Raw genomic sequence first — 20,879 nt, forward strand, 5'->3', positions numbered from 1 at the left:
CTACCGACACCGGGATCGGCGTGTGAGAATCGCCCCGTCGCATCTGCAGAATCGGGGGATCACGGATGCCGGGGACCGAGTCGAGCGCGCTGCACCGCGCGGTGACCGAGCTGGAACGCAGCGTCGACGACGCCGCTCTGCGGGCGGTGATCGAGCGATGGCGTTCCCCGGTGCGTCTCGCCGTCGCGGGACGCCCCGGTGCGGGCAAGTCCCGCGTCGTCACGGCGCTGGTCCTTCCCGAGGCGGCCGAGGTGCACGGGGTGGACGCCCCCGACCTTCCTCCTCCCGTCCTGGACCACGACGTTCTCGCGCTCGTCGTCGCTCGGACCGTGAGCGCCGCGGACCTCGAGGTGGTGGCGGCACGGCCCGGCGGTGACACCCTCGTGGTCCTCGGGCGCACCGACCTCCCGATCGACGCGGACGCCGTCGCCGCGGTGCTGCCGGCCGGGATGCCCGTGATCGGCGTGGACGACGTCGACACGCTCACCCGTGCCTGGGCGACGGCGGTGTCGCGCGCGGCGAGGTGCCGCGACATCGCCCTGCTCGCCGCGGTCGAGACGGTGGCCGCTCGGAGTGCGCTCGGAAGGTCGTCGATCGAGACGTTTCTGCGCGCCCCCGAGGTGGCTCACGTCCGGAGCGGTGCACGCGCGTGAGTCTCGACCTGCCCGCCGACGCGGCCCGAGTGGTGCGGACGTGGAGTCCCGACTCCCTGAGTCGGCTGGGGCGAGGACCCGCACCGGCGCGCACCGTCGCCGTTCTCGCGGCACCGGGTCTCGACCAGGAGGCGGTCGGTGCGGTGGTGACCTCCGCGGGATGGTCCGTCCGTCCCGTCTGCGCGGCCTCGGCCGTGCTCGTCCTGGTGGATCCCGCCCTGCCGCCGGGCGGTGCCCTCGTCCGGGCGGCGCGGTCGATCCCGGCCGATCTTCCGGTGGTGCTCCGGATCGCCGCCGGACCGGACGACGCGCGGCGCGTCCTCGCCCGATGGGCGGCGTCGGTCCCGCGCGCCGACGCGGTGGTGGTGTGCGGTCCCGACGACGATGCAATCGTGGACGCGCTCGCTCGGGCAGCGGACCGGGTGGACCCGGCAGAGGCGGAGCGGACGGCGGTGGACCGTGCGCTGGCCGAGGCCCGCACGGCACTGACAGCGGCGGCCCGACGCGACACGGGCAGCGCGGACCTCGCCGACGCGCGGGAACGCCGGCGCCGGGCCGCGTCGATCGCGACGGACGACGGACTGCTCCTCCGGCGGTCGACGGCCGAGCTGCGCCTCGATCTCGCCCACCGGGTCGGCGTGCATCGGCGGGAGACGGGCGCGCGGGTCGCCGCCGCCGTCGGGGACGCGAGCTTCGCCGACCTCCGACGCCTTCCGTCCGTGGTCGCCGCGGAGATCGATGCGGCGACGGGTCGGCTCGCGGACGAGGTGACCACCGCGCTGACCGCGGTCGGCGCCGTGGACTCCGCACCCCCGGTCGAACGCGCGTCGACGACCCACCAACCGCCCCCGTCGGCCGGGTGGGGAGTCGACGAGGTGGTGGCGGGTGTCGTCGGTGCCTCGGCGGGTGCCGGGGTGGGGCGGGTGGCGGTGTGGGTGGCCTCCCTCGGCGGCGCGTCGGCCGGGTTCGTGACCGTGCTCTGCGCCGCGATGATGGCCGCCGCGGTGGTGCGGACGAGGCTCCTCTCGACGCGCCGCGCGCGCCTGCGCCGATGGGCTGCGGACGTGGTGGCCGATGCCGCCTCCGGCTGGGAACGGGACACCGCGTCCCGTCTCGTGATCGCCGACTCGTGGCTGACCGCGAGACTGTCGGCGCAGGTCAGAGACGCCTCCGCCCGGCGGAACGCGCTGATCGCGGAGATCGACGGCGAGATCCGAGACATCACGTCCCGAGCTGCCTCGCGGGCGGCCGCCTATCAACGGGATCTCGACGTGCTGGACCGCGTCGCCCCCACTTTCGGGCGGCGGGGAACCGTCTCTTCGCTGGATGCGTCCAAGCACGAGGTGGGAACGACAGCGAGGAACACGGGGGACTGAGATGGCCGAGTGGTCGGGATCGTTCGACCCGGACGGGCCGGGTGTCGCGGACGACGGGTTCGACCCTGCCCTCGATCTCGACGGGGACGGCACCGCCGACACGGCGGTGTTGCACGGAGGTCTGTCCGACGTCCACGCGTCGGCATTCCATCGGAGTGCGACGGAGATGACGGTTCTCAGCGATCTCGACGGTGACGGCGACGTCGACCGTGCGACGGTCTTCGAGGCCGACGGCGACTACACCGTGTGGGTGTCCTCCACCGACCTCGCGGACGGTCCCGACGCCGTCTGGCGTGCGTCCGAGCGCGGCTCGCTGTGACGCGATAGACACCAAATGTCCTGACATAGTGCGCTTTACGGCCAGGTCACTGAATCGGTTTTGTGACGGAACGGACATGCCCCGAGTGCCCTGGCCGTTCTTCACAGCGTTAACCTCTAGGTCCAGGACACTCGGGGCCCTGCGATCTGTCGATCGAAGGTCACGGGACTACCCCGCCCACTGGGAACCCATGGTTCGCTCACGCACTTCGGTTCGGCGCCGATCGACGGACCGAGGCGGTGACGGCCACACGTTCCTGCACCACCCCAGGAGACAAGATGACCGCGACCATTCCGGGTCTCAACGGAACCGACGGCACGCCGCCCACGACGCATGCAGGCCTGCTGGCCTGGGTACGTGACGTGGCCGAGCTGACCCAGCCCGACCGGATCGTCTTCGCTGACGGTTCGGACGAGGAGTGGAACCGCCTCACCGACCAGTTGGTCGACGCGGGGACGTTCACTCGGCTGAACGCCGAGAAGAAGCCCAACTCGTTCCTGGGCAACTCCGACCCGTCCGACGTGGCGCGCGTCGAGTCGCGGACCTACATCTGCTCCACTCGGGAGATCGACGCCGGTCCCACCAACAACTGGATGGACCCGGAGGAGATGCGCGGCACGATGCGCGATCTCTACCGCGGATGCATGCGCGGTCGCACCATGTACGTCATCCCGTTCTGCATGGGCCCGCTCGAGGCCGACGACCCCAAGCTGGGTGTCGAGATCACCGACTCCGAGTACGTCGTCGTCTCCATGCGCGTCATGACGCGCATGGGCGCGAAGGTGCTCGAGAAGCTCGGGGACGACGGCTTCTTCGTCAAGGCTCTGCACTCGCTCGGAGCCCCGCTCGACGAGGGTCAGCAGGACGTCCCGTGGCCGTGCAACGACACCAAGTACATCTCGCACTTCCCCGAGGACCGCGAGATCTGGAGCTACGGCTCCGGCTACGGCGGCAACGCGCTGCTGGGCAAGAAGTGCTACTCGCTGCGTATCGCGTCGGCCATGGCCCACGACGAGGGCTGGCTGGCCGAGCACATGCTGATCCTCAAGCTCATCTCGCCGGAGGACAAGGCGTACTACATCGCCGCGGCGTTCCCGTCCGCCTGTGGCAAGACCAACCTCGCGATGATCCAGCCGACCATTCCGGGCTGGCGCGCCGAGACCATCGGTGACGACATCGCGTGGATGCGCTTCGGCAAGGACGGCCGGCTGTACGCGGTCAACCCGGAGTTCGGCTTCTTCGGTGTCGCGCCCGGTACCAACTGGGACTCGAACCCCAACGCGATGCGCACCATCGATCAGGGCAACGCCGTCTTCACCAACGTCGCGCAGACCGACGACGGCGACGTCTGGTGGGAGGGCCTCGAGGGTGACCCCCAGCACCTGATCGACTGGACCGGCAAGGACTGGACGCCGGACTCGGACAGCAATGCGGCGCACCCCAACTCGCGCTACTGCGTGCCGATGTCCCAGTGCCCGTCCATGGCGCCCGAGTGGGACGACCCGCAGGGTGTGCCGATCTCGGCGATCCTCTTCGGTGGCCGTCGCAAGACCACCGTTCCTCTGGTCACCGAGGCTCGCGACTGGCAGCACGGCGTGTTCATGGGCGCCACCGTCGGTTCCGAGCAGACAGCAGCGGCCGAGGGAACCGTCGGCACCATCCGCCGCGACCCGATGGCGATGCTGCCGTTCCTCGGCTACAACGTCGGCGACTACTTCCAGCACTGGATCGACCTCGGCAAGAACGCCGACGAGTCCAAGCTCCCGAAGGTGTTCTACGTCAACTGGTTCCGCCGCGGCGACGACAAGCGCTTCCTGTGGCCCGGATTCGGTGAGAACTCCCGCGTGCTGAAGTGGATCGTCGAGCGCATCGAGCACAAGGCCGCCGGTGTCGACACGCCCATCGGTGTGGTGCCCACCGCCGACGCGCTCGACATCGACGGACTCGACGTCGCCACGGCCGATGTGGCCGAGGCGCTCGCGGTGAACGTCGACGAGTGGAAGAAGGAGATCCCGCTCATCGAGGAATGGTTCGACTTCGTCGGCGAGAAGCTCCCCACCGGCATCCAGGACGAGTTCGACGCTCTCAAGCAGCGCCTGAACTCCTGATCCGCCACCACTGACGCCCGCTCCCGATCACGCGGGCGGGCGTCAGTGCTGTCTCGGGGTGACCAGTGCGGCCGCTCCTGTGAGAGTCCCGACGGCCCCGAGGGCAGCGGGTACCACCGTGAACGACTCGAGGAAGCCGAGCCGGGCGTGCAACGCGACGGTCTCGCGGATGGGGTTCCACAGCGCCGGGCCGGCCGCGCTGAAGCCACCGCCGAGGACGGCCGTCTCGATGTCGAGCAGCGCCGCGGCGGACGCGATCGCCTGTCCCAGCGCCACGCCGGCCCGTTGGAGGGCGGCGACCGCCACCGGGTCGGCGGCGCGGGCCGACTCGGCGAGGTCGATGCCGGTGGCACCATCCCAGCCGTTCTCGCGGGCCCAACGGACCGCGTTCGGGCCGCTGGCGACCGTCTCGACACAGCCGACCCCGCCGCAGGTGCAGGGTTCGATGGATCCGGGGACGACGATGTGTCCCACGTGCCCGGCGTTGCCGCTGTGGCCGCGAACGATCTCGCCGCCCAGGACCAGGCCGCCGCCGATGCCGGTCGACACCACCATGCCCAGCACGTTCTGCACGTGGCGGGCGGCCCCGAAACGATGCTCGGCCAGGGCCGCGCACGCACCGTCGAGTGCCAGGGTCACGGTGGCGTTCGGAACCACGCCGCGGACGGCCTCCACGAGCCCGAAGCCCTCGTGCCACTCCGCGATGTTGATCGGCGCCACGGTGCCGGCAACGGTGTCCACGGGCCCGGCCGAGGCGATACCGACGGCCTCGATGTCCTGGAACTCGACCCCTGCCGCGGACACCACCGAGAGGAGAAGCTCCTCGCACGCCGCCCAGACGTTCTCGGTGGGGGTCGGAACGACGACGGGGTCCTGCGGTCGTCCGTCGGCACCCACCACCGCGGCGGTGAACTTGGTGCCACCGATGTCGAGTGCGAGCGATGTTCTCTCGGTCGTCGTCATTCACGCCACCCTAACGGGCGAGCGTGGTCCCGAGTCCGCGGTCGGCGGCGGAGTGCGCGCGGAGCACGACCACGAGATTGCTCACCGCCAGCTCGCGAAATCCGGGGACGCGGACACACCACCACGCCCAGCGGGGGTGGTACCGCGGGAAGGCCGCGAGGAGTTCGCCGCCCGAAGTCTCTGCAGCCCAGCGCAATCCGTGCGAGGCGCGGATCGGGAACAGCGACTCTCCGAAACGGTTCTTCGGTTCGGCGCCGTGCACGCGCGCGTAGCGGCGAGCGGCGCGCTCGCCGCCGAACACGTGCCACGGTCCGGTCTCGTGCCCGCCGAACGGGCCCCACCACATCGTGTAGGACAACACCACCAGTCCGCCGGGCCGCGTCACGCGCAGCATCTCCTCGGCCATGATCCACGGGTGGCGGACATGCTCCGCGACGTTGGAGGAGAGGCAGATGTCGACGCTGTCCGAGCGGACGGGCAGCGCGGTACCGGATCCTCGGACGGACCCGCGGGCGTCGAGCCCCGCGGCGTGCATCTCCGAGGCGTCCGGTTCCACGGAGACGTAGTGGGCACCCGCGTCCGCGAAGGCGTCGGCGAAGTAGCCGGGTCCGCCGCCGACGTCGAGCACCGTCAGTCCGTCGAGAGTCGTTCCGGTGGCCCCGGTCCACAGGTCGTCGATCAGCATCGCTGTGTCGCGAGCCAGCGCCCCGTAGAAGCGCGCGGGATCGGACTGCTCGAACCGGAAGTCCGACACGAGCGAGAGTGACCGTCGAAGGGTGGCCCGTCGAGCGAGTCCGGCGGTGACGGGAGACGAGGGCACGAGTGGAGACTGTAGCGCCCGGCCGACCTGGCTCGCCGGGCTCACGGCCCGCGGGTCAGGGGGCGAAGCGCAGCACAGTGACGGAGGTGCGTCGGTTGCGGAAGAGCGGGCTGTCGGCCACCAGCGGCATGGAGTTGAACTTCCACGCGCCCTTGTGTGCAGGGAACAGGACATCGGTCGCCGAGGCGACGCCCGGGATCTCGTCGGCGAGCGAACGCCCACGGCTCGACGTCATACTGAAGGGCATGGCCGGCATCGTGTAGTGCTCGGTCAGCTTGACCCCTGCGACGGTCTTGCGAGACAACCACTCGGGAATGGAGTCGAAGATCATGCCGCCACCGGGGAAGAGCTCGGCGCACCGGGTGATCAGATCCATCGCGGTGGGTTCGTCGAAGTACATCAGCAGTCCCTCTGCGGAGACGAAGACGCCCGGCTCGGGGTCGATGCCGTCGGCCCAGGTCAGATCGAACGCGGAGGCCGCGACGGGAACGATCCGGTCCTCGCGCGGCAGGACGCGGGCACGAAGCTCCATGACCGGTTCGAGGTCCACGGAGTACCACGTGGTGTCCGGCCGCCCGAGTCGCCAGTACGCCGTCTGCAGTCCCTCGCCCAGCGCGACGACGGAGGCGTGGGGCCGCGAGGCGAGGTACGCACTCACCGCGGAGTCGAAGGTGCGGGCGCGCAACGCCGCGGCGGCCACGGGGGTTCCGAACTTGGACCAGTCGTACTCGATGGCGTCGCGGACGCGCAGCGCCATCGGGTCGTCGATGACCTTGTCGGGGCCGTCGGCGAAGGCGGCTCGATTGTGGAGCGTGTACAGAGTGGTGGAAGATACGCCGTCGAGAGTGTTGCCATCGATCAACCCGGACGTCATGACATGAGCCTCACTGCAGTGGGTTTTCCCGACCCTAAAAGGAAACTTACCGGTTTTTCGGGGCCGAAACAGCCATTCTGTGTCGTTCGAACGAATGAAAGACTGCCACGGGGGTGACAGCAGATGACGGAGTTACGTGAGGTGCTGCTGCTCTGTTGGCGTGACAGCGGCCATCCACAGGGCGGTGGTAGCGAGCGCTACCTCGAGCACGTGGGCGCAGGGCTGGCGTCGCGGGGCATCAAGGTCACCCTGCGCACGGCCGGCTACCCCGGCGCACCAGCGTCGGACACGATCGACGGTGTACGCATCAGCCGCGGCGGCGGGCGCCTGACGGTCTACCCGCGAGCGCTCGGAGCGCTCCTCGCCGGGCGGCTCGGATTCGGTCCCTTGGCGGGACTGAAGCCCGACGCGGTGATCGACACGCAGAACGGTATCCCGTTCTTCGCGCGACTCGTGACGGCGGCTCCCGTCACCGTGCTGGTCCACCATTGTCACCGCGAACAATGGCCAGTGGCGGGTGCGGTCATGGCGCGGCTGGGATGGTGGATCGAGTCCAGGCTGTCGCCGCGGGTCCATCGACGCTCGCAGTACCTGACGGTGTCGCTCCCCTCGGCGGACGAGCTGATCGCACTCGGTGTGGACCGCGAGAGGGTGGCCGTCGTCCGCAATGGTGTCGACGACATTCCCGGTTCCGTCACGGTGGGCGATCCGGACACGCGTGCGGACGCCCCGACGCTCGCCGTCCTGTCCCGGCTCGTCCCGCACAAGCAGATCGAGGACGCGATCGACGTCGTCGCTGCGCTGCGCGATGCGACGCCCGCCCTGCGCCTCGACGTCATCGGCGGTGGGTGGTGGGACGACAACCTGCGCGACCACGCCCGCGCGCGTGGCGTGGCCGACGCCGTGACCTTCCACGGTCACGTGTCCGAGACCCGCAAGCACGAGATCCTGTCGCAGTCGTGGATCCACGTGCTCCCGTCCCGGAAGGAGGGGTGGGGACTCGCCGTCGTCGAGGCAGCTCAGCACGGTGTCCCCACCGTCGGCTACCGGCATTCTCGGGGGCTGACCGACTCCGTGGTGGACGGCGTCACCGGCGTCCTGGTGGGCGACGAGTGGCTCAGCCGCGACTCCGACGTCGACGAACTGACCGACGCGGTGCGGACCCTGCTGGACGACGGTGATCTCCGTCGGCAGCTCGGGGAGAAGGCGCGGCTGCGGACCCGGGAGTTCTCGTGGACGTGGTGCGCGCGAGCGGTGGAGTCGGTGCTGCGCGCGCGAGTACACGGCCGAGCGGTGTCCGGGCTGGTCGCGGGTAGGCCGGAGGCCGGTCGGTAGGTGGTCGCGGGAAGGCCGGAGGCCGGTCGGTCCGGAATCAGCGAGTCCGGGTGCGACGCGCTCTCGTGACGGTGACGAACGCCGCGATCAGGACGGCGGCCGCCCACAGCAGATGAGCGACGATCGCCGGCAGGCGATCCGAGCGTGGACGAGGTGCCGGATCAGCGAGTGAGTACAGCGTGAGATCGGCGTCCGCGTACGCGGGTTCCAGGCCCGCGAGGGTGCGTGCGGAGTTCCCGCTCTCGCCCGCCGACCTCTCGACCAGGATCCACCCGACTCCGAGTGCGGCGAGGTCGCTCGCCGGGGCACCGGCCAGGAGCAGGCCTTCGACTCGCCCCGCGACGGTGTTCTCTCCCCGGACGACCGTCCCGCCCACCGGGAGATCTCCGGTGCCGAGCACATCGGCGTCCAGCAGCCTCGGAGCGGGATCGAGGACCGGTGCCTCGCCCGACCAGTCGAACCGGCGGAAGGTACCTGTCGGCAGGACGGCCACGAGAGCGTCGGACGGTCCGACACCGTCGATCACCGAGGACCACCCGGCGGGGTAGTCGACCGGACGCAGCGCGCCCTGCACCCCCCATGCCAGATCAGGCAGGACGACGAGCAGCGCGGCGGCGGCGGACACGGCTGCGAGCCGGGGACGTGTCCCGCCGCGACCGGGTCGATCGACCGCGGCGCCTGCACTCAGGGCGAGTGCCGGCATCCACAGGGCGACCCATTTCTGACCGTCCCGGAACAGCCCGGCACCGGGTACCGACTCGGCGGCCCATCGGCCGACGTCGAGCCCGATCGGGGTGGCGGCGAGGGCGACGAGCACCACGGACACGGCGCCGGTGAGCAGGAGCGCCGCGACCACGGGCGATGCGGTCCGGCGCAGACGAGGGAGTCCGGCGGCGGCCAGGCCGAGCAGCACGGCGGTGCCGACGACGGCGAACAGGCTGGTTCGGCTGCCGGGAACCGCATCGGCGTTCCAGATGCCGCCCAGACCGGCGAGCGCTCCGATCGTCCCGAGTCCGGGCTCGGCCCGCGCCGCGAAGGCCGCGACTCCCGCAGGATCGGCGCCGGTACCGGCCCCGGACACGGCGGTGGCCACCAGCCAGGGCAGCGACACGATCACCGTGGTGAGAGCCACGACGACGAGCCGCCGTACGCGGCGTGCCCCTCCCGGTGCGGCCAGGACCACCACGGCGAGAACAGCGCAGAGCAGCACGCCTGTCGGGGTCAGCCCGGCGATGCCGAGACACAGCACGAGGGGCGCAGCGGACCGCAGGTCACCGCGGTCGCGGAGCGTCATGGTCGCGACGACCGTCCAGGGGAGAGCCGCGTAGCCGACGAGCAGGCTCCAGTGTCCCTGCAGCAGACGTTCGGCCACATAGGGGTTCCACACGGCCACCGTGGCGGCCACCAGACGTGGGCCGGTCGAGGCGCCGCCGAGCACCCGCGCCGTCATCTGCGCGGCGCCCCACCCGGCGGCGATCAGAGCGAGAGCGAGCAGTCCGACGACCAGTACACCGCCGTCGACGACCGTGGTGGCGACCGCGACGACGGCGTCCTGGGGAACCGCCCGAGCTGCCGAGTCGGACAGGCCCAGGGCCGAGTCGGTGAGATACGACCGGGGCGTCGACACCGCGTCACGCAGCAGTAGGTGGCCGCCACCCGGAAGCAACACACGCAGGAGCGGGCCGAGGACGACACCGGTGAGCACGACGGACCAGGCGAGGGACCACGCCCCGGCTGTCCTGCTCGACCCTGCGATCATGAGGGCATGATCCCTGCGCGCACCTCCACCGTGGTGGCCGGGGTGAGCATCGTGACGGCGGGGTCGATGGCGGCGAACATCGCCTCGTATCTGCTGCACCTCCCGGCCGGGCGTGTGCTCGGGCCGCAGGGCTACGGGGTCTTCGCGTCGCTGCTCGCCGCCCAGCTGGTACTCGCGGTGCCGGCGCTGGCGTTGCAGACCGTCGTGGCGCGTGACCGGGTGCGCGGTCGTTCGGTGGCTGTCTCCCGCAGGCTCGGACACCTGTACGCCGTGGTCGTCGCCGGTCTCGCCGTCGTCGCGACTCCCGTCGTGGCGGCTCTGCTCCACACCGACGTCGTGACCACGGCGGCGGCCGTCGTGACGGCGCCGTTCCTCGTGCTGCTGGCCACGGAACAGGGTCTGCTGCAGGGAGACTCGCGCTTCGGTGCCCTCGGCGGTGTGCTCGCGGCGAGCGGCCTGGCGAAGGTGGTGCCCGCCGTGACCGCCCTGGTGCTGGGCGGAGGTGTGGGACCAGCCCTGGTCGCGGGTGCGGTGGGGACCGCGGTCATGGCGCTGGCCGCGCGCATCGTCGTCGACCGCGCCGAGCAGACGGACGAGTTCGACCGGCCCGCCGCGGCCGGGACCTGGCGTGACGTGCTCGCCGCATCGCAGGTCCAACTCGTGATCGTCGCGTTGTCCTCGGTCGACCTCCTGCTCGCCCGACGCGTCCTCGACCCGGAGGCCGCGGGTGTCTACGCGCTCGGCGCCGTCGCCGCGAAGGCCGCCTTCTGGCTCCCGCAGTCGGTCGGCGTGGTGCTGTACCCGAGGATGGCGGATCCGCGTCGGTCGGCGTCGGCGGTCCGCACCGCCCTGCTGGTGCTGCTCGGCGTCGGATCCGTCGTGGTGGTGGGTGCCGCGATCGTCGGGCCGATCGTTCCGCTGGTGATGGGCGCGGACTACGCGCCGGTGCAGTACCTGCTGTGGCTGTTCGCCGCGCAGGGCGCGCTGTTGGCCGTGGTGCAGTGCGGTCTCCTGGCGGCCGTGGCCCGCGGCGACACGCGCTCGGCGCTGGCGGCGTGGACCGTGCTGCTGGTCGAGGCCGTCCTCGTGCTGACGATCGTCGACAGCGCGACGGAGCTCGTCGTCGTGGCCGCGGCATGCGCTGCGGTCGCATCTGTTGTGGTCTCGACCAGCGCGCTCGGGCGTGTCCGTGTGCTTGGATCGGTGGATGACCGAATCCGGGGGGTGGGTCCGTGAGGCTGCGTAGGGGCATGACGGGGATCGACGTGCTGCACGAGACCACGGGAACGTGGGTTGATCTGAGAGCTGCTGGTGGAGAGGAACTTCCGAGCGGAATCGTCGAGTTCCTCGGTGCCGGTGAGCGTGCTCGCGACGTGGCGCGCGATCTCGTGGACCGGGCCGTCGCCGCCGGGACCGCCACTGCGTCGACGTCCTTCGCCTCCCTGCCGTTCGAGCCGCGATCGCTTCGCTGCTTCGCGGGGTGGGACCAGCACTGGCACCAGGCGGCCGAGCAGATGGTGCGGCGCAACCTGCCCGCCGTCGTGCCACTGGCGAAGGCGTTCCAGGCGATCGCGCGGAAGCCGTTCCCGCCTCTGCGGCCGGGCGCCGCGGCAGTCGAGCACCCGATCTACTACACGGGCAATCACCTCTCCGTCGTCGGCGACGGCGACCCCATGTCGTGGCCCGCGTACACCGAGTTGTTGGACTTCGAACTCGAGTTCGGCGCCCTGGTGGTCCGGCCCGTCGTCAGCGCCTCGACGGCCGAAGCGGAAGCGGCGATCGGCGGCTTCGTGGTGTTCAACGACTTCAGCGCGCGCGACGTGCAGTGGGACGAGCAGCGCAACGGTCCCTTCGGACCCGTCGTGAAGACCAAGACGTTCGGTAGTTCCATGAGTGCCGAGGTGGTCACCGCGGACGAGGTCCTGCCGCACCTGACCGATCTGCGCGGCACCGTCACCGTCAACGGCGAGGTGTGGTCGGAGACGTCGACACGAGGCGGCCGGTGGTCGCTGGTGGAGGGACTCGCCTACGCCAGCAGGTCCGAGAGCATCGGCCCCGGCGAGCTGCTGACCTCGGGGACCTTGCCGTCGGGGTGCGGGATGGAACTCGACCGCTGGGTGCGGCCGGGCGACGTGGTGTGCCTCGACGTCGAGCGCATCGGGTCGGTGACCAACACGGTGGCGGAGCCTGCCTAGCCGGGTGGCTGGCCAGCGGGCAGGCCGGAGGCCGGCCGTGCGAAAAGTAGTGTCGGTGCATGCGTGCACTGGTGATCGAGGAGTTCGGCCGACCGGGAACCGTGCGGGAGATCGACCGTCCCGACGCGGCTCCCGACGGTGCGGTGATCCGGGTGGCAGCCACCGGGGTGTGCCGGAGTGACTGGCATGCCTGGCAGGGACACGACGGCGACGTGCGACTGCCGTTCGTTCCGGGCCACGAGTTCGCGGGAACGGTCGTCGCCGTGGGTGCGGACGTCGACCGCGACTGGATCGGTCGTCGCGTCACCACCCCCTTCGTGTGTGCGTGTGGGTCGTGTCCGACGTGCTCTGCCGGCGACCACCAGGTGTGTCCCCGTCAGGAACAGCCCGGGTTCACCCACGACGGGTCGTACGCCGAGTTCGTCGCCGTCCGGTATGCCTCGACCAACCTGATCGCGTTGCCGGACGAGGTGTCGTTCGACGTGGCGGCCACTCTGGGATGCCGGTACGCGACCGCATGGCGGGCGGTTCATCGCCGCGCCCGCGTGGTGGCAGGCGAGCGCGTCGCCGTCTACGGGTGCGGTGGGCTCGGCCTGTCCGCGGTGATCATCGCGTCCGGGGCCGGCGCGGAAGTGACGGCAGTGGATCGCTCCACCTCGGCGCAGGACCTGGCACTCCGACTGGGAGCAGCTCGGGCGGTGCAGACGCCGGTCGACGACATGCACGTCGCGCTGGAGTGCTCCGGGCATGCCGGGTTGGCGGACGAGGCGATCAGGGGTCTGCGACGGCGCGGTCGGCACGTGCAGATCGGGTTGCTTCCGGGCGGCGGGCACGTGTCGATGGACGTGGTGATCGCACGGGAGATCGACGTGCTCGGCAGCCATGGGCTGGCCGCCCACGAGTACCCCGAACTGTTGCGCACTCTCCCGCACGCCGCCGTGGAATCGATGATCGGAGGCCGCAGACGACTCGAGGACGCCCAGCTCGCGCTGGACGCCCTCGGTGAGTCTGCAGGAGTGACGCTGCTACTTCCCTGACGGGAAGGCCGGAGGCGTCAGTCCTTGCGGAGGTTGGTGCGGGGGATCTCCTCGGTACGGTCCGTCGTCCAGTCGTGGTCCGGTGCGGGTGAACCGGCGCCGGAGGTACGAGGTCCGGTCATGGGTCCGTCGGCCACCGGACGTGTTCCGCGGGTGGTGCGGCCGCCGCGCAGGAGCAGCACGATGCCGACTGCCAGGAGGATGACGCCCAGAACGCCGGCGACGATCGGCACGGTGCGGCCGATCAGGGCGATCTGGTCCTTGCCGTCCTGTGCGCGACCGAGCTGGTAGGTGACGGTGTTGTCGTCGAAGCCGATGACGGCCTTGACGACGTCCACCTCGGGAGTTCCGGCGCGGCGTGCGTAGTACTGGTGCACGTCCTCCTGGCCCTTGACGATGACGCCGGTGACGGGCTCGACGTAGATGTCCCGGGTGTTCTCGTAGTACCGCGTCATCGTGATCGGCGTGGCGCCGCCGTCGACGCCCCACGTGCTCGCGGGGAGAGCGAGCTTGTTGGCCGGCGAGGGGACGACGGCGGACAGGTCCACCGCGGGGATGGTCTGCGTGTAGTGGTAGACCGTGACGCCCTCGATCTGCGTCTCCTCGACGAAGGTCATGTCGTAGCTCTCGCGGGCCACGGTGTCGAAGAAGGGGTAGGTCTGCTTCTGCGAGTCGAACGGGAACTTGTACTGCAGTCCGGTGTGCGGCACTTCCTCGGCCGGCTTGTCGGCCTGGCTCTGGATGGATCCGACCGGGTCGACCGGCATGGAGGACACGCGGTCCAGGCTCACGCGGTCGACGGTCGCGGTGAGCAGACCGGTGTCACCCTGTCGATCGGTGCGTCGCAGCGACGAGCCGGCCTGCACGGTGATGACGTCGGAGTTCGACGGCTCCTCCGTGGTGACGAAGCGCTGGGAGATCAGGGGGACGTTCTGATCCACGACGGCGGAACCCGCTGTGAGCGAACGCGAATCGAGCACCGACCCGGTGCCGGTGGACACGCTGGTGATCTCGAGGTCCAGCGGCGTCTTCTCGAGGCGCCCGACCGTGTACAGCGGGATCAGGATCGCGATGATCAGGAAGAAAGCTCCGAGCCCGATGAGGATCGGCGGGATCACACGCGTCGGTGTGGATCTGTTCGCCATACTGGAGGTCCCCTTTGTGCATGTGCACTTGTCAGTGCATACCGGCCGTGATGGGTCGAACACTAACGTATTGGGCCGCTCCGAGTTCGGGTGCGATGCGGCAGACTCTCCTGACGATGACCACTGCAGAGAAGGCCCGCGTCGATCCGCGCATCGGCGGATTCGTGCCCGCGCTCGAGGGGATGCGCGGTCTCGCGGCCGTCGGCGTGCTGCTGACCCACGTCGCGTTCCAGACGGGATCGACGGGCACACCCCTCGTGGGCCCGCTGCTCGGCCGTCTCGATCTCGCGGTGGCCGTGTTCTTCGCGCTCTCGGGGTTCCTGCTGTGGCGACCCCACGCGGCCGCCGCGCGCGGCTCGCGGCCGAGGCCGTCCGTCCGTAGCTATCTGGTGCACCGCGCGGCACGCATCCTGCCCGCGTACTGGCTCGTGGTCGTCGTCGTGCTGGCCCTGCTGCCGGGTGCGGGTGGTGGCGTCCGGGTGTGGATCGCCAACCTGACCCTCGTGCAGGTGTTCGTCCCGTTGACGTTGACGCAGGGCATGACCCAGATGTGGTCGCTGTCCGTCGAGGTGGCGTTCTATCTGCTGCTCCCGTTCATCGGGGTTGCCATGGCCGCGCTCCGCGGACCCCGAGCCCGTCTGCGCACGCCGGTGCTGGTCGGGGTGTCCGCCCTGTCGCTCGGGTGGACCTTTCTCCCGATCTCCACTGCGGACGGCGTGAACATCGAGAACTGGCTGCCCGGCTACCTGGCGTGGTTCGCGGCCGGGATGGTGGTGGCCGAGGCTGCTGCCGAGCTGGCAGTACGCGAGTCCCGACCGGTCTCCGACCTGCCCGCTGTCCCGCTGGTCGTCCGGATCGCGAGCCGACGATGGTTGCTCACCGGCATCGCGGCGGCGGCCTTCGCGGCGTCGTCGACACCGATCGCGGGCGCGCAGGACCTCACGACGCCGGCGGCATGGCAGTTCGCGGTCAAGGTGGCCTTGGGCGCCGTCGTCGCGTTCTGTCTCATCGCGCCCCTGGCCGTCGGAACGGGTGTCCGTACCCGGTGGCTGTCGGGTCCGTTCGCGCTGATGATCGGCCGGTGGTCCTACGGCATCTTCATCTGGCATCTCGCGGTGCTGGCCGTGGTGTTCCCCGTGCTGGGGGTGTCCCCGTTCGGCGGGCAGTTCCTCCTCGTCGCCGGTGCGACGGTCGTGTTGACGCTGCCGGTCGCCGCGGCGAGCTACGCGCTGGTGGAGGAGCCGGTCCGTGTCGCACTGCGTCGGCGGGAAGCGCGCAGGGCCGACCGGATCCGGGCGAACGAGGGAAGCGCCGCGAGCGCCACGGCGCCGACGGATGCCAGCGCTGCGAGCTGAATGACGGCCGAGTGGCCGACGTACCCGTCGGGATCACGCCAGGGGCCGGTGGACAGCATCGCCCCGGCGACACTGAGTCCGAGCCCCGCGATCGCGACGAGCACACGACCGCGGACACGGGCTCCCCAGCGATGGTCGACGGCGGCGACCGCGACGGTGAGAACCGCCAGCCAGCCGAGTGCGGCGAGCCCACCGATGACCCACACGGCAGCGAACAGTCCCGCGTGGCCGACGAGGGCGGGTCGCCAGGTGGGTGTCGGTGCCGTCGCGGGGTCCGACGGGCGGCGCCGCATCGTCATCACGGCCAGAGCCGCGAGAAGCGCCAGGCCCGCGACGATCGCCGTGCGGTACCAGGTGTCGGCGGGGAATGTCATGGTCACCTCGCCCGAGAGGCCGGCGGGGAGAATCCACCCCTGCTGCCACCCGTTCACGATCACCGGGGTGAGCACCTCGCCGTCCGGGCGCGTTGCCACCCATCCCGGGTTGGTGCTCTCGGGCACCACGAGAATGCGCTGAGTCGAGGACCCGGTCACGACGACGCGGCGGGTGTCGGCGGTCCACTCGTCCGCGGTGACCGCCACGGGCGTGGGGCCGGCGCCCGGGAACGCAGCGAGTGGTGCCGTGCGCAGCACGACGCTGTCGACGACGAAGGCGTCGCCCGGGTCCACCGACACGGACTGCGAGCCCGACGGCAGCGGAACAGGATTGGAGACGTTCGCCGCGACGGGGACATCGCCCTCGCAGAGAGACGCACGGATCGGTGCGCCGGTGGCCAACGCCCCGGCTGTCGTCGAGACGGCGGTGCGGACGAGCTGGTCCGCGATGGTCAGGGTGGGGCCGGTCGCGCACGACGTCACGATCGGGCGGTCGGGATCGAACGCCGCCCCCGCGGACGCGGTACCGGATTCGGAGAGCACCGTGATCTCGGCCAGACCGGGAGGCCGTACCTGGTCGAATCCCAGTGCCGTGCGGTCGAGTACGTCGTCCCAGTCCAGCAGCGAGACGATGATCTGGTCGGTCACCGCTGGTTCGAGGGACACTCTGGTGTCGCCGTCCGCGTCGACGTCGCGGACCTGGGGGCCGGTCCCGAGGTTCACGGCGATCCTGGTCGGATGAGACGGCAGTGCGCCGAGGCTCTGGGCGATGTCGAGCCCGTCGACCGAAACGGGTTGCGGCAGTTCGAGAGTGACGGTGGGATACGTTCCGGCCCGGCCCTCGATCGAGTCCTGACTCGCGGTCCAGGACGTGCGGTCGTCGCCGTCCGTGAGGGCGAAGGTCGACCCCCGGACGTCGGTGACCTCGGCCGCACCCCGAGCCTGCGGACGTGTGGCGTCCTGCAGGAGATCCTCCAGCGCGGACGACTGACGCGAGCGCAGCCAGAGTTCGGGGGTCACCGCCGTGCCACTGGGAACCGAGAGCGTGCGCTGGAAACTGTCGAGTTCCTCGGGTTCGACGGCTACGCCACCCGCGCAGCGCACTCGATCGGGCGTGTCGACGCATCCTGTCCGGCCCGGAAGCTCCTGTGCCAGATTCCATCCCGTCACCGTGACGCCGTCAGCCGGAGCCGGCATCTCCGTGAGGTGCCGGACGACCACCGGTGTCGGTGCATCGGGATCCGTATAATCGGTGAGGCGAAGGTCGCTGACGCCGAACTGTGCTCCGACCGAACCGTTCTCGGTCTCGGTAGCTGTCACCCGGATTCGCGTCGTCGTGCCGGCGGGCAGTGAGACGGTCACCGGATCGCCCGGTTCGGTGATGCGTGCGGCTGCGGTCCCGTTGTCCGTCTCGATCTCGACCCATTTCACCGGTGACCCCAGAGCGCCGGGGCTGGTGCGGAAGTCGAGCAGGCCGGACTGCACCGGGCGATCGAGGTCGAGCTGGATCCACTGACCGACCGAGCTCTCGAGGCCGTTGCTCACCCAACTCGTCGCGGCGTCGCCGTCGACGGCCGCCGCCGGACCGTTGCCGGGCGAGGCGCCGCCGAACTGGGTGGCGTCCGATGCCGAGGAGGAGACGGACACCCGGGCACCGGACCACGCGCCCTCGACCAGCGGCGCACCGTCGACCGGATAGTCGGGCACGAGATTGAGTGTGCGGCGGGGATCGTCGGGTGTGCGCAGGGCGCTGCTGTGATCGTCGACGGAGCCGAAGTCCACCTCGCGGTTCATCGGGGTGTCCGTCACCAGGACGTCGTCGACCGTGAGCCCGGCGGCCCGGGCGTCGCCGTCGAGAAGTACCGGTCCCGCCGGAGTCGGGTCCAGGCCGCCGCGCTCGCGGTGCTCGTTCAGGCGAGTGAGGACCTCGGGCCCGCCCTGCACTCGGGGCACGTCGTCGGCCACCACCGTGTACGGGCCGGCAACGGCGGGGGTGCCGGGTGTCGCCTCGAAGATCTCGATCGCGGGGTAGGTGGGCCGCAGGTCGGAGTCGGCGACGATGCCGTCCACCCGTCCGGGCCCGATGTCGTCGCCGAAGGTCGCGACCCGCTCGAGCCCGGGCGAGTTCTCGATGCTCTGATGCGCCAGCGAGGTCCGGGTCGAACGCGACGTCTCGGGGTCGAGATCGTTGCGCATCACCAGGTAGCGGACGTTCATCGATGCCAGCGTGTCGGCGAGTCCGTCGGACGGTCTGCCGTCCGCGAGAAGCCGTTGCACCGAGTCGAGGGCGCGGATCGCGCCGGGCGGCACCAACGGGACCGCGTCACGGACGGCCCACGGCGAGGCCGCCAACGCCTGCAACGGTTCGTCCCGCGTCAGCCCCCACAGCTGAGCGGCCAGGGGCGCACCGGGAACGACGAGCGCGCGGGACTCCTCGGCTCCGGTGCCCGCGTGGTCGGCCAACCAGCCCGCCGCGTCGGACCATTCGGCCGGAACGGTCTCGTACGCGCCCCGCGGCGCGAGCCGCCCGGTCCAGGCCAGCGAGGTCGAGACGGTGAGTGCCACCAGGACGAGTGCGGCGAAAGCGACGAGGGGCTCCCGTTCCGGGTGCGACGCCGCGCGACGCCAGCGAGGCGACGGCACCGAACCCGGCAGCGGCACCTGCGCCAGCAACTGTGCGAGGCCCAGCGCCAACGGCAGTCGGATCACCGGTTCCAGCTTGTGGATGTTGCGCAGCGGCGCACCGGACGTGTCGAGGAACAGTCGCACCTGCTCGGAGACGGGGGAGGCCAGTCCGCCGACGTACCCGGCGGTCATGCCCACGAGCCCGATCAGCAGCACCAGGGTCAGCCGACCGCGTGCCGGCATCGACCGCATGCAGAGCCCGGCCATTCCCGCCGCGGCCACGACGGCAGAGGCGATCACCGCGGCGGGTTGTGTCACCACCACAGCGCCGGCGATGCGTTCCGGCGAGACGAACGGTGTCCAGCTGCTCGTGCCGCGCAGGACCTCCACCAGCGAGGCCCACTGCGTCGTCGTGCCGGCCGACTCGATGTAGTCGAGGAACGGTGGACTGACGCCGCGCAGGATGAAGAGGGGAACCAGCCACCACGTCGTCGCGGCGACGAGACACCCGATCCACCACAGCGAGAACCGGCGCCACCGGGCGTCCGGCCTGTGCGCGAGCCACCACACGACCGCCACGAGGGTGGCTGCCGCCGTCGCCACGGCGTTCACGGCACCCATCGCCGCGACGGCCAGCGCCGAACACGCGGCGGCGCGCGGAATGCTCACGGAGCGGCCGGAGAAGACGCGGACCAGGGGGATCAGTACCCATGGCGCCAGCATCATCGGCAGTGACTCGGAACTGATCGACCCCAGGGTGGTGATCACCCGCGGAGCGAGGACGAACGCGAGCGCACCCACCACCCGCGACCCGCGGCTCCCGACCCCGAGGGCCTCGCACAAGCGCAGGACACCCCAGAACCCGAGAAAGATCAGCACCGCCCACCACAGGCGCTGCGTCACCCACCCGGGCAGCCCCAGCACGTCACCGAGGGCGAAGAACGACCCGTGCGGGAAGAAGTAGCCGTACGCCTGGTTCTGTACCTGGCCGAAGGTGGCGTCGGACGTCCACAGATGGGACGCACGCGAGAGGAACCCCAGCGGGTTCTGCGTCAGGTCGTACTTGGTGTCGGCGACGGTCAGGCCGGGAGCCTGCAGGAACGCCAGGACCAGCGCACCGACCGCGGAGAAGAAACGCCACCGGGCCCCTACGGGCGCGGTGACGGGAGCATCGGACGTCAGCGGCTGCCGTACTCGACCTGGTTGAGGAGGGAGGACTCGGCGTTACCGGAACGATCGACCTCGGGGCGGGTGTCGGACGAGGCGGCGGCAGTGGCGCCGAACACCACGGCCACTCCCAGCACGACGCCGATGACGGCACTGATCGCTGCGGATTTCACGAGCAGAACCTATCACTTCGACCGGCCAACGGCCTGCCCGTTCACCTCGACCGGCCTCCGGCCTGCCCGTTCACCTCGACCGGCCTCCGGCCTGCCCGTCACTCATCTGCCGGGCGGCACGATCAGTACAGGGCGATGGCTGTGCTTGAGCACGAGATCGGCACAGGACGACTGCAGCAGCGACCGCAGACCGGTCCGGCCGCGCGTCCCGGTGACGATGATGTCGGCGTTCACCTCGTCCGCCGTCTCGACGATGGTGGTCCAGATGGCGGAGTGCGACTCCTCGCAGCGCCCGTCGGCGTTGATGCCGGCGCGGACGGCCAGCTCGAGGCCCTCGCTGTTGGTGACCTTCGCGTCGGCGAGTGCGATGTCCTCGGTCTGCTCGTCCGGCAGCCACTCCGGCGCCATCACTCCGGACAGGCCGGACATGCGGGCCGCCTGTCGCACCATCGGTTCCCACGCGGTGAGCACGATGGCGCGTTTCGCCTGAAGGAATCTGCCGGCGTAGTCCACCGCCCTGCGCGCATTGTCCGAACCGTCGTACGCGATCAACATGACGTCACACGACATGAGAGCCTCCAGGCTTGTGGCGGTGGCTGAC

The 20,879-nt window shown here is 70.7% G+C and carries 16 protein-coding genes and 1 pseudogene; 9 read left to right on the forward strand and 8 right to left on the reverse strand.

The features are described from left to right. Window positions 1–65: 65 nt before the first annotated feature. The 4 genes from BR07_RS27020 to BR07_RS0115190 all read left to right on the forward strand — a co-directional run bounded on the left by BR07_RS27020 (window position 66) and on the right by BR07_RS0115190 (window position 4,456). Entirely contained in the window at window positions 66–653 is a 588-nt protein-coding gene (locus BR07_RS27020) for a hypothetical protein (RefSeq protein ID WP_027506177.1), read from the forward strand. Then, on the forward strand, window positions 650–2,029 hold the full coding sequence (locus tag BR07_RS0115180; RefSeq protein WP_027506178.1) for a hypothetical protein: 1,380 nt from the start codon (window positions 650–652) through the stop codon (window positions 2,027–2,029). The genes BR07_RS27020 and BR07_RS0115180 overlap by 4 nt, the downstream gene beginning before the upstream one ends. A gap of 1 nt (window position 2,030) precedes the next feature. Continuing rightward, window positions 2,031–2,348, forward strand: coding sequence for a DUF6802 family protein (locus BR07_RS24785; protein WP_051613439.1), 318 nt, complete (start codon window positions 2,031–2,033; stop codon window positions 2,346–2,348). 278 nt (window positions 2,349–2,626) lie between these two features. After that, window positions 2,627–4,456 (forward strand): phosphoenolpyruvate carboxykinase (GTP), encoded by a 1,830-nt coding sequence (locus BR07_RS0115190; protein WP_027506179.1) that lies wholly within the window; start codon window positions 2,627–2,629, stop codon window positions 4,454–4,456. A 42-nt stretch (window positions 4,457–4,498) separates the two neighbouring features. Here the strand turns inward: BR07_RS0115190 and BR07_RS0115195 are convergent, their stop codons facing one another. The 3 genes from BR07_RS0115195 to BR07_RS0115205 are packed head-to-tail and all read right to left on the reverse strand — an operon-like array spanning window position 4,499 to window position 7,113. Continuing rightward, the gene (locus BR07_RS0115195; protein ID WP_027506180.1) at window positions 4,499–5,419 is read right to left on the reverse strand and encodes an ROK family protein; all 921 of its coding nucleotides are present in this window, start codon (window positions 5,417–5,419) and stop codon (window positions 4,499–4,501) included. A gap of 10 nt (window positions 5,420–5,429) precedes the next feature. Continuing rightward, on the reverse strand, window positions 5,430–6,239 hold the full coding sequence (locus tag BR07_RS24790; RefSeq protein ID WP_051613440.1) for a class I SAM-dependent methyltransferase: 810 nt from the start codon (window positions 6,237–6,239) through the stop codon (window positions 5,430–5,432). Window positions 6,240–6,294: 55 nt separating this feature from the next. Continuing rightward, the gene (locus BR07_RS0115205) at window positions 6,295–7,113 is read right to left on the reverse strand and encodes a class I SAM-dependent methyltransferase (RefSeq protein ID WP_027506181.1); all 819 of its coding nucleotides are present in this window, start codon (window positions 7,111–7,113) and stop codon (window positions 6,295–6,297) included. 123 nt (window positions 7,114–7,236) lie between these two features. Between BR07_RS0115205 and BR07_RS0115210 the strand changes: the two genes are divergently transcribed. Next, on the forward strand, window positions 7,237–8,448 hold the full coding sequence (locus BR07_RS0115210; RefSeq protein ID WP_027506182.1) for a glycosyltransferase family 4 protein: 1,212 nt from the start codon (window positions 7,237–7,239) through the stop codon (window positions 8,446–8,448). Between the two features lie 37 nt (window positions 8,449–8,485). Here BR07_RS0115210 and BR07_RS24795 read toward each other — a convergent pair whose 3' ends face one another. Further along, entirely contained in the window at window positions 8,486–10,207 is a 1,722-nt protein-coding gene (locus BR07_RS24795; protein WP_051613441.1) for a hypothetical protein, read from the reverse strand. 6 nt (window positions 10,208–10,213) lie between these two features. On the opposite strand from BR07_RS24795, the gene BR07_RS24800 reads away from it, so the two are divergent. The 3 genes from BR07_RS24800 to BR07_RS0115230 are packed head-to-tail and all read left to right on the forward strand — an operon-like array spanning window position 10,214 to window position 13,439. Beyond that, a complete protein-coding gene (locus tag BR07_RS24800) occupies window positions 10,214–11,443 on the forward strand; it encodes a polysaccharide biosynthesis protein (protein WP_037186087.1) in 1,230 nt (409 codons plus the stop codon). Next, complete coding sequence (locus BR07_RS24805; RefSeq protein WP_027506183.1) at window positions 11,440–12,402, forward strand: fumarylacetoacetate hydrolase family protein; 963 nt, start codon at window positions 11,440–11,442, stop codon at window positions 12,400–12,402. The genes BR07_RS24800 and BR07_RS24805 overlap by 4 nt, the downstream gene beginning before the upstream one ends. A 59-nt stretch (window positions 12,403–12,461) precedes the next feature. Then, on the forward strand, window positions 12,462–13,439 hold the full coding sequence (locus BR07_RS0115230) for an alcohol dehydrogenase catalytic domain-containing protein (RefSeq protein WP_027506184.1): 978 nt from the start codon (window positions 12,462–12,464) through the stop codon (window positions 13,437–13,439). Between the two features lie 17 nt (window positions 13,440–13,456). Here BR07_RS0115230 and BR07_RS0115235 read toward each other — a convergent pair whose 3' ends face one another. After that, on the reverse strand, window positions 13,457–14,584 hold the full coding sequence (locus BR07_RS0115235) for a DUF3068 domain-containing protein (RefSeq protein ID WP_027506185.1): 1,128 nt from the start codon (window positions 14,582–14,584) through the stop codon (window positions 13,457–13,459). Window positions 14,585–14,700: 116 nt separating this feature from the next. On the opposite strand from BR07_RS0115235, the pseudogene BR07_RS26655 reads away from it, so the two are divergent. Beyond that, a pseudogene (locus BR07_RS26655) lies at window positions 14,701–15,789 on the forward strand (acyltransferase family protein); the annotation flags it as partial. Window positions 15,790–15,806: 17 nt separating this feature from the next. Here BR07_RS26655 and BR07_RS27865 read toward each other — a convergent pair. The 3 genes from BR07_RS27865 to BR07_RS0115255 form a co-directional block, all read right to left on the reverse strand. Further along, window positions 15,807–20,120, reverse strand: coding sequence for an alpha-(1->3)-arabinofuranosyltransferase (locus BR07_RS27865; protein WP_027506187.1), 4,314 nt, complete (start codon window positions 20,118–20,120; stop codon window positions 15,807–15,809). Beyond that, window positions 20,117–20,278 carry a DUF2613 domain-containing protein gene (locus tag BR07_RS26660; protein ID WP_231476388.1) on the reverse strand — a complete coding sequence of 54 codons (162 nt, stop codon included), beginning with the start codon at window positions 20,276–20,278 and terminating at the stop codon, window positions 20,117–20,119. Before BR07_RS26660 ends, BR07_RS27865 begins: the two co-directional genes overlap by 4 nt. A gap of 102 nt (window positions 20,279–20,380) precedes the next feature. Continuing rightward, window positions 20,381–20,848 (reverse strand): universal stress protein, encoded by a 468-nt coding sequence (locus BR07_RS0115255; RefSeq protein WP_027506188.1) that lies wholly within the window; start codon window positions 20,846–20,848, stop codon window positions 20,381–20,383. Window positions 20,849–20,879: the final 31 nt, after the last annotated feature.

Source organism: Rhodococcus sp. UNC23MFCrub1.1 (genome assembly GCF_000686025.1).
Taxonomy (GTDB): Bacteria; Actinomycetota; Actinomycetes; order Mycobacteriales; family Mycobacteriaceae; genus Rhodococcoides.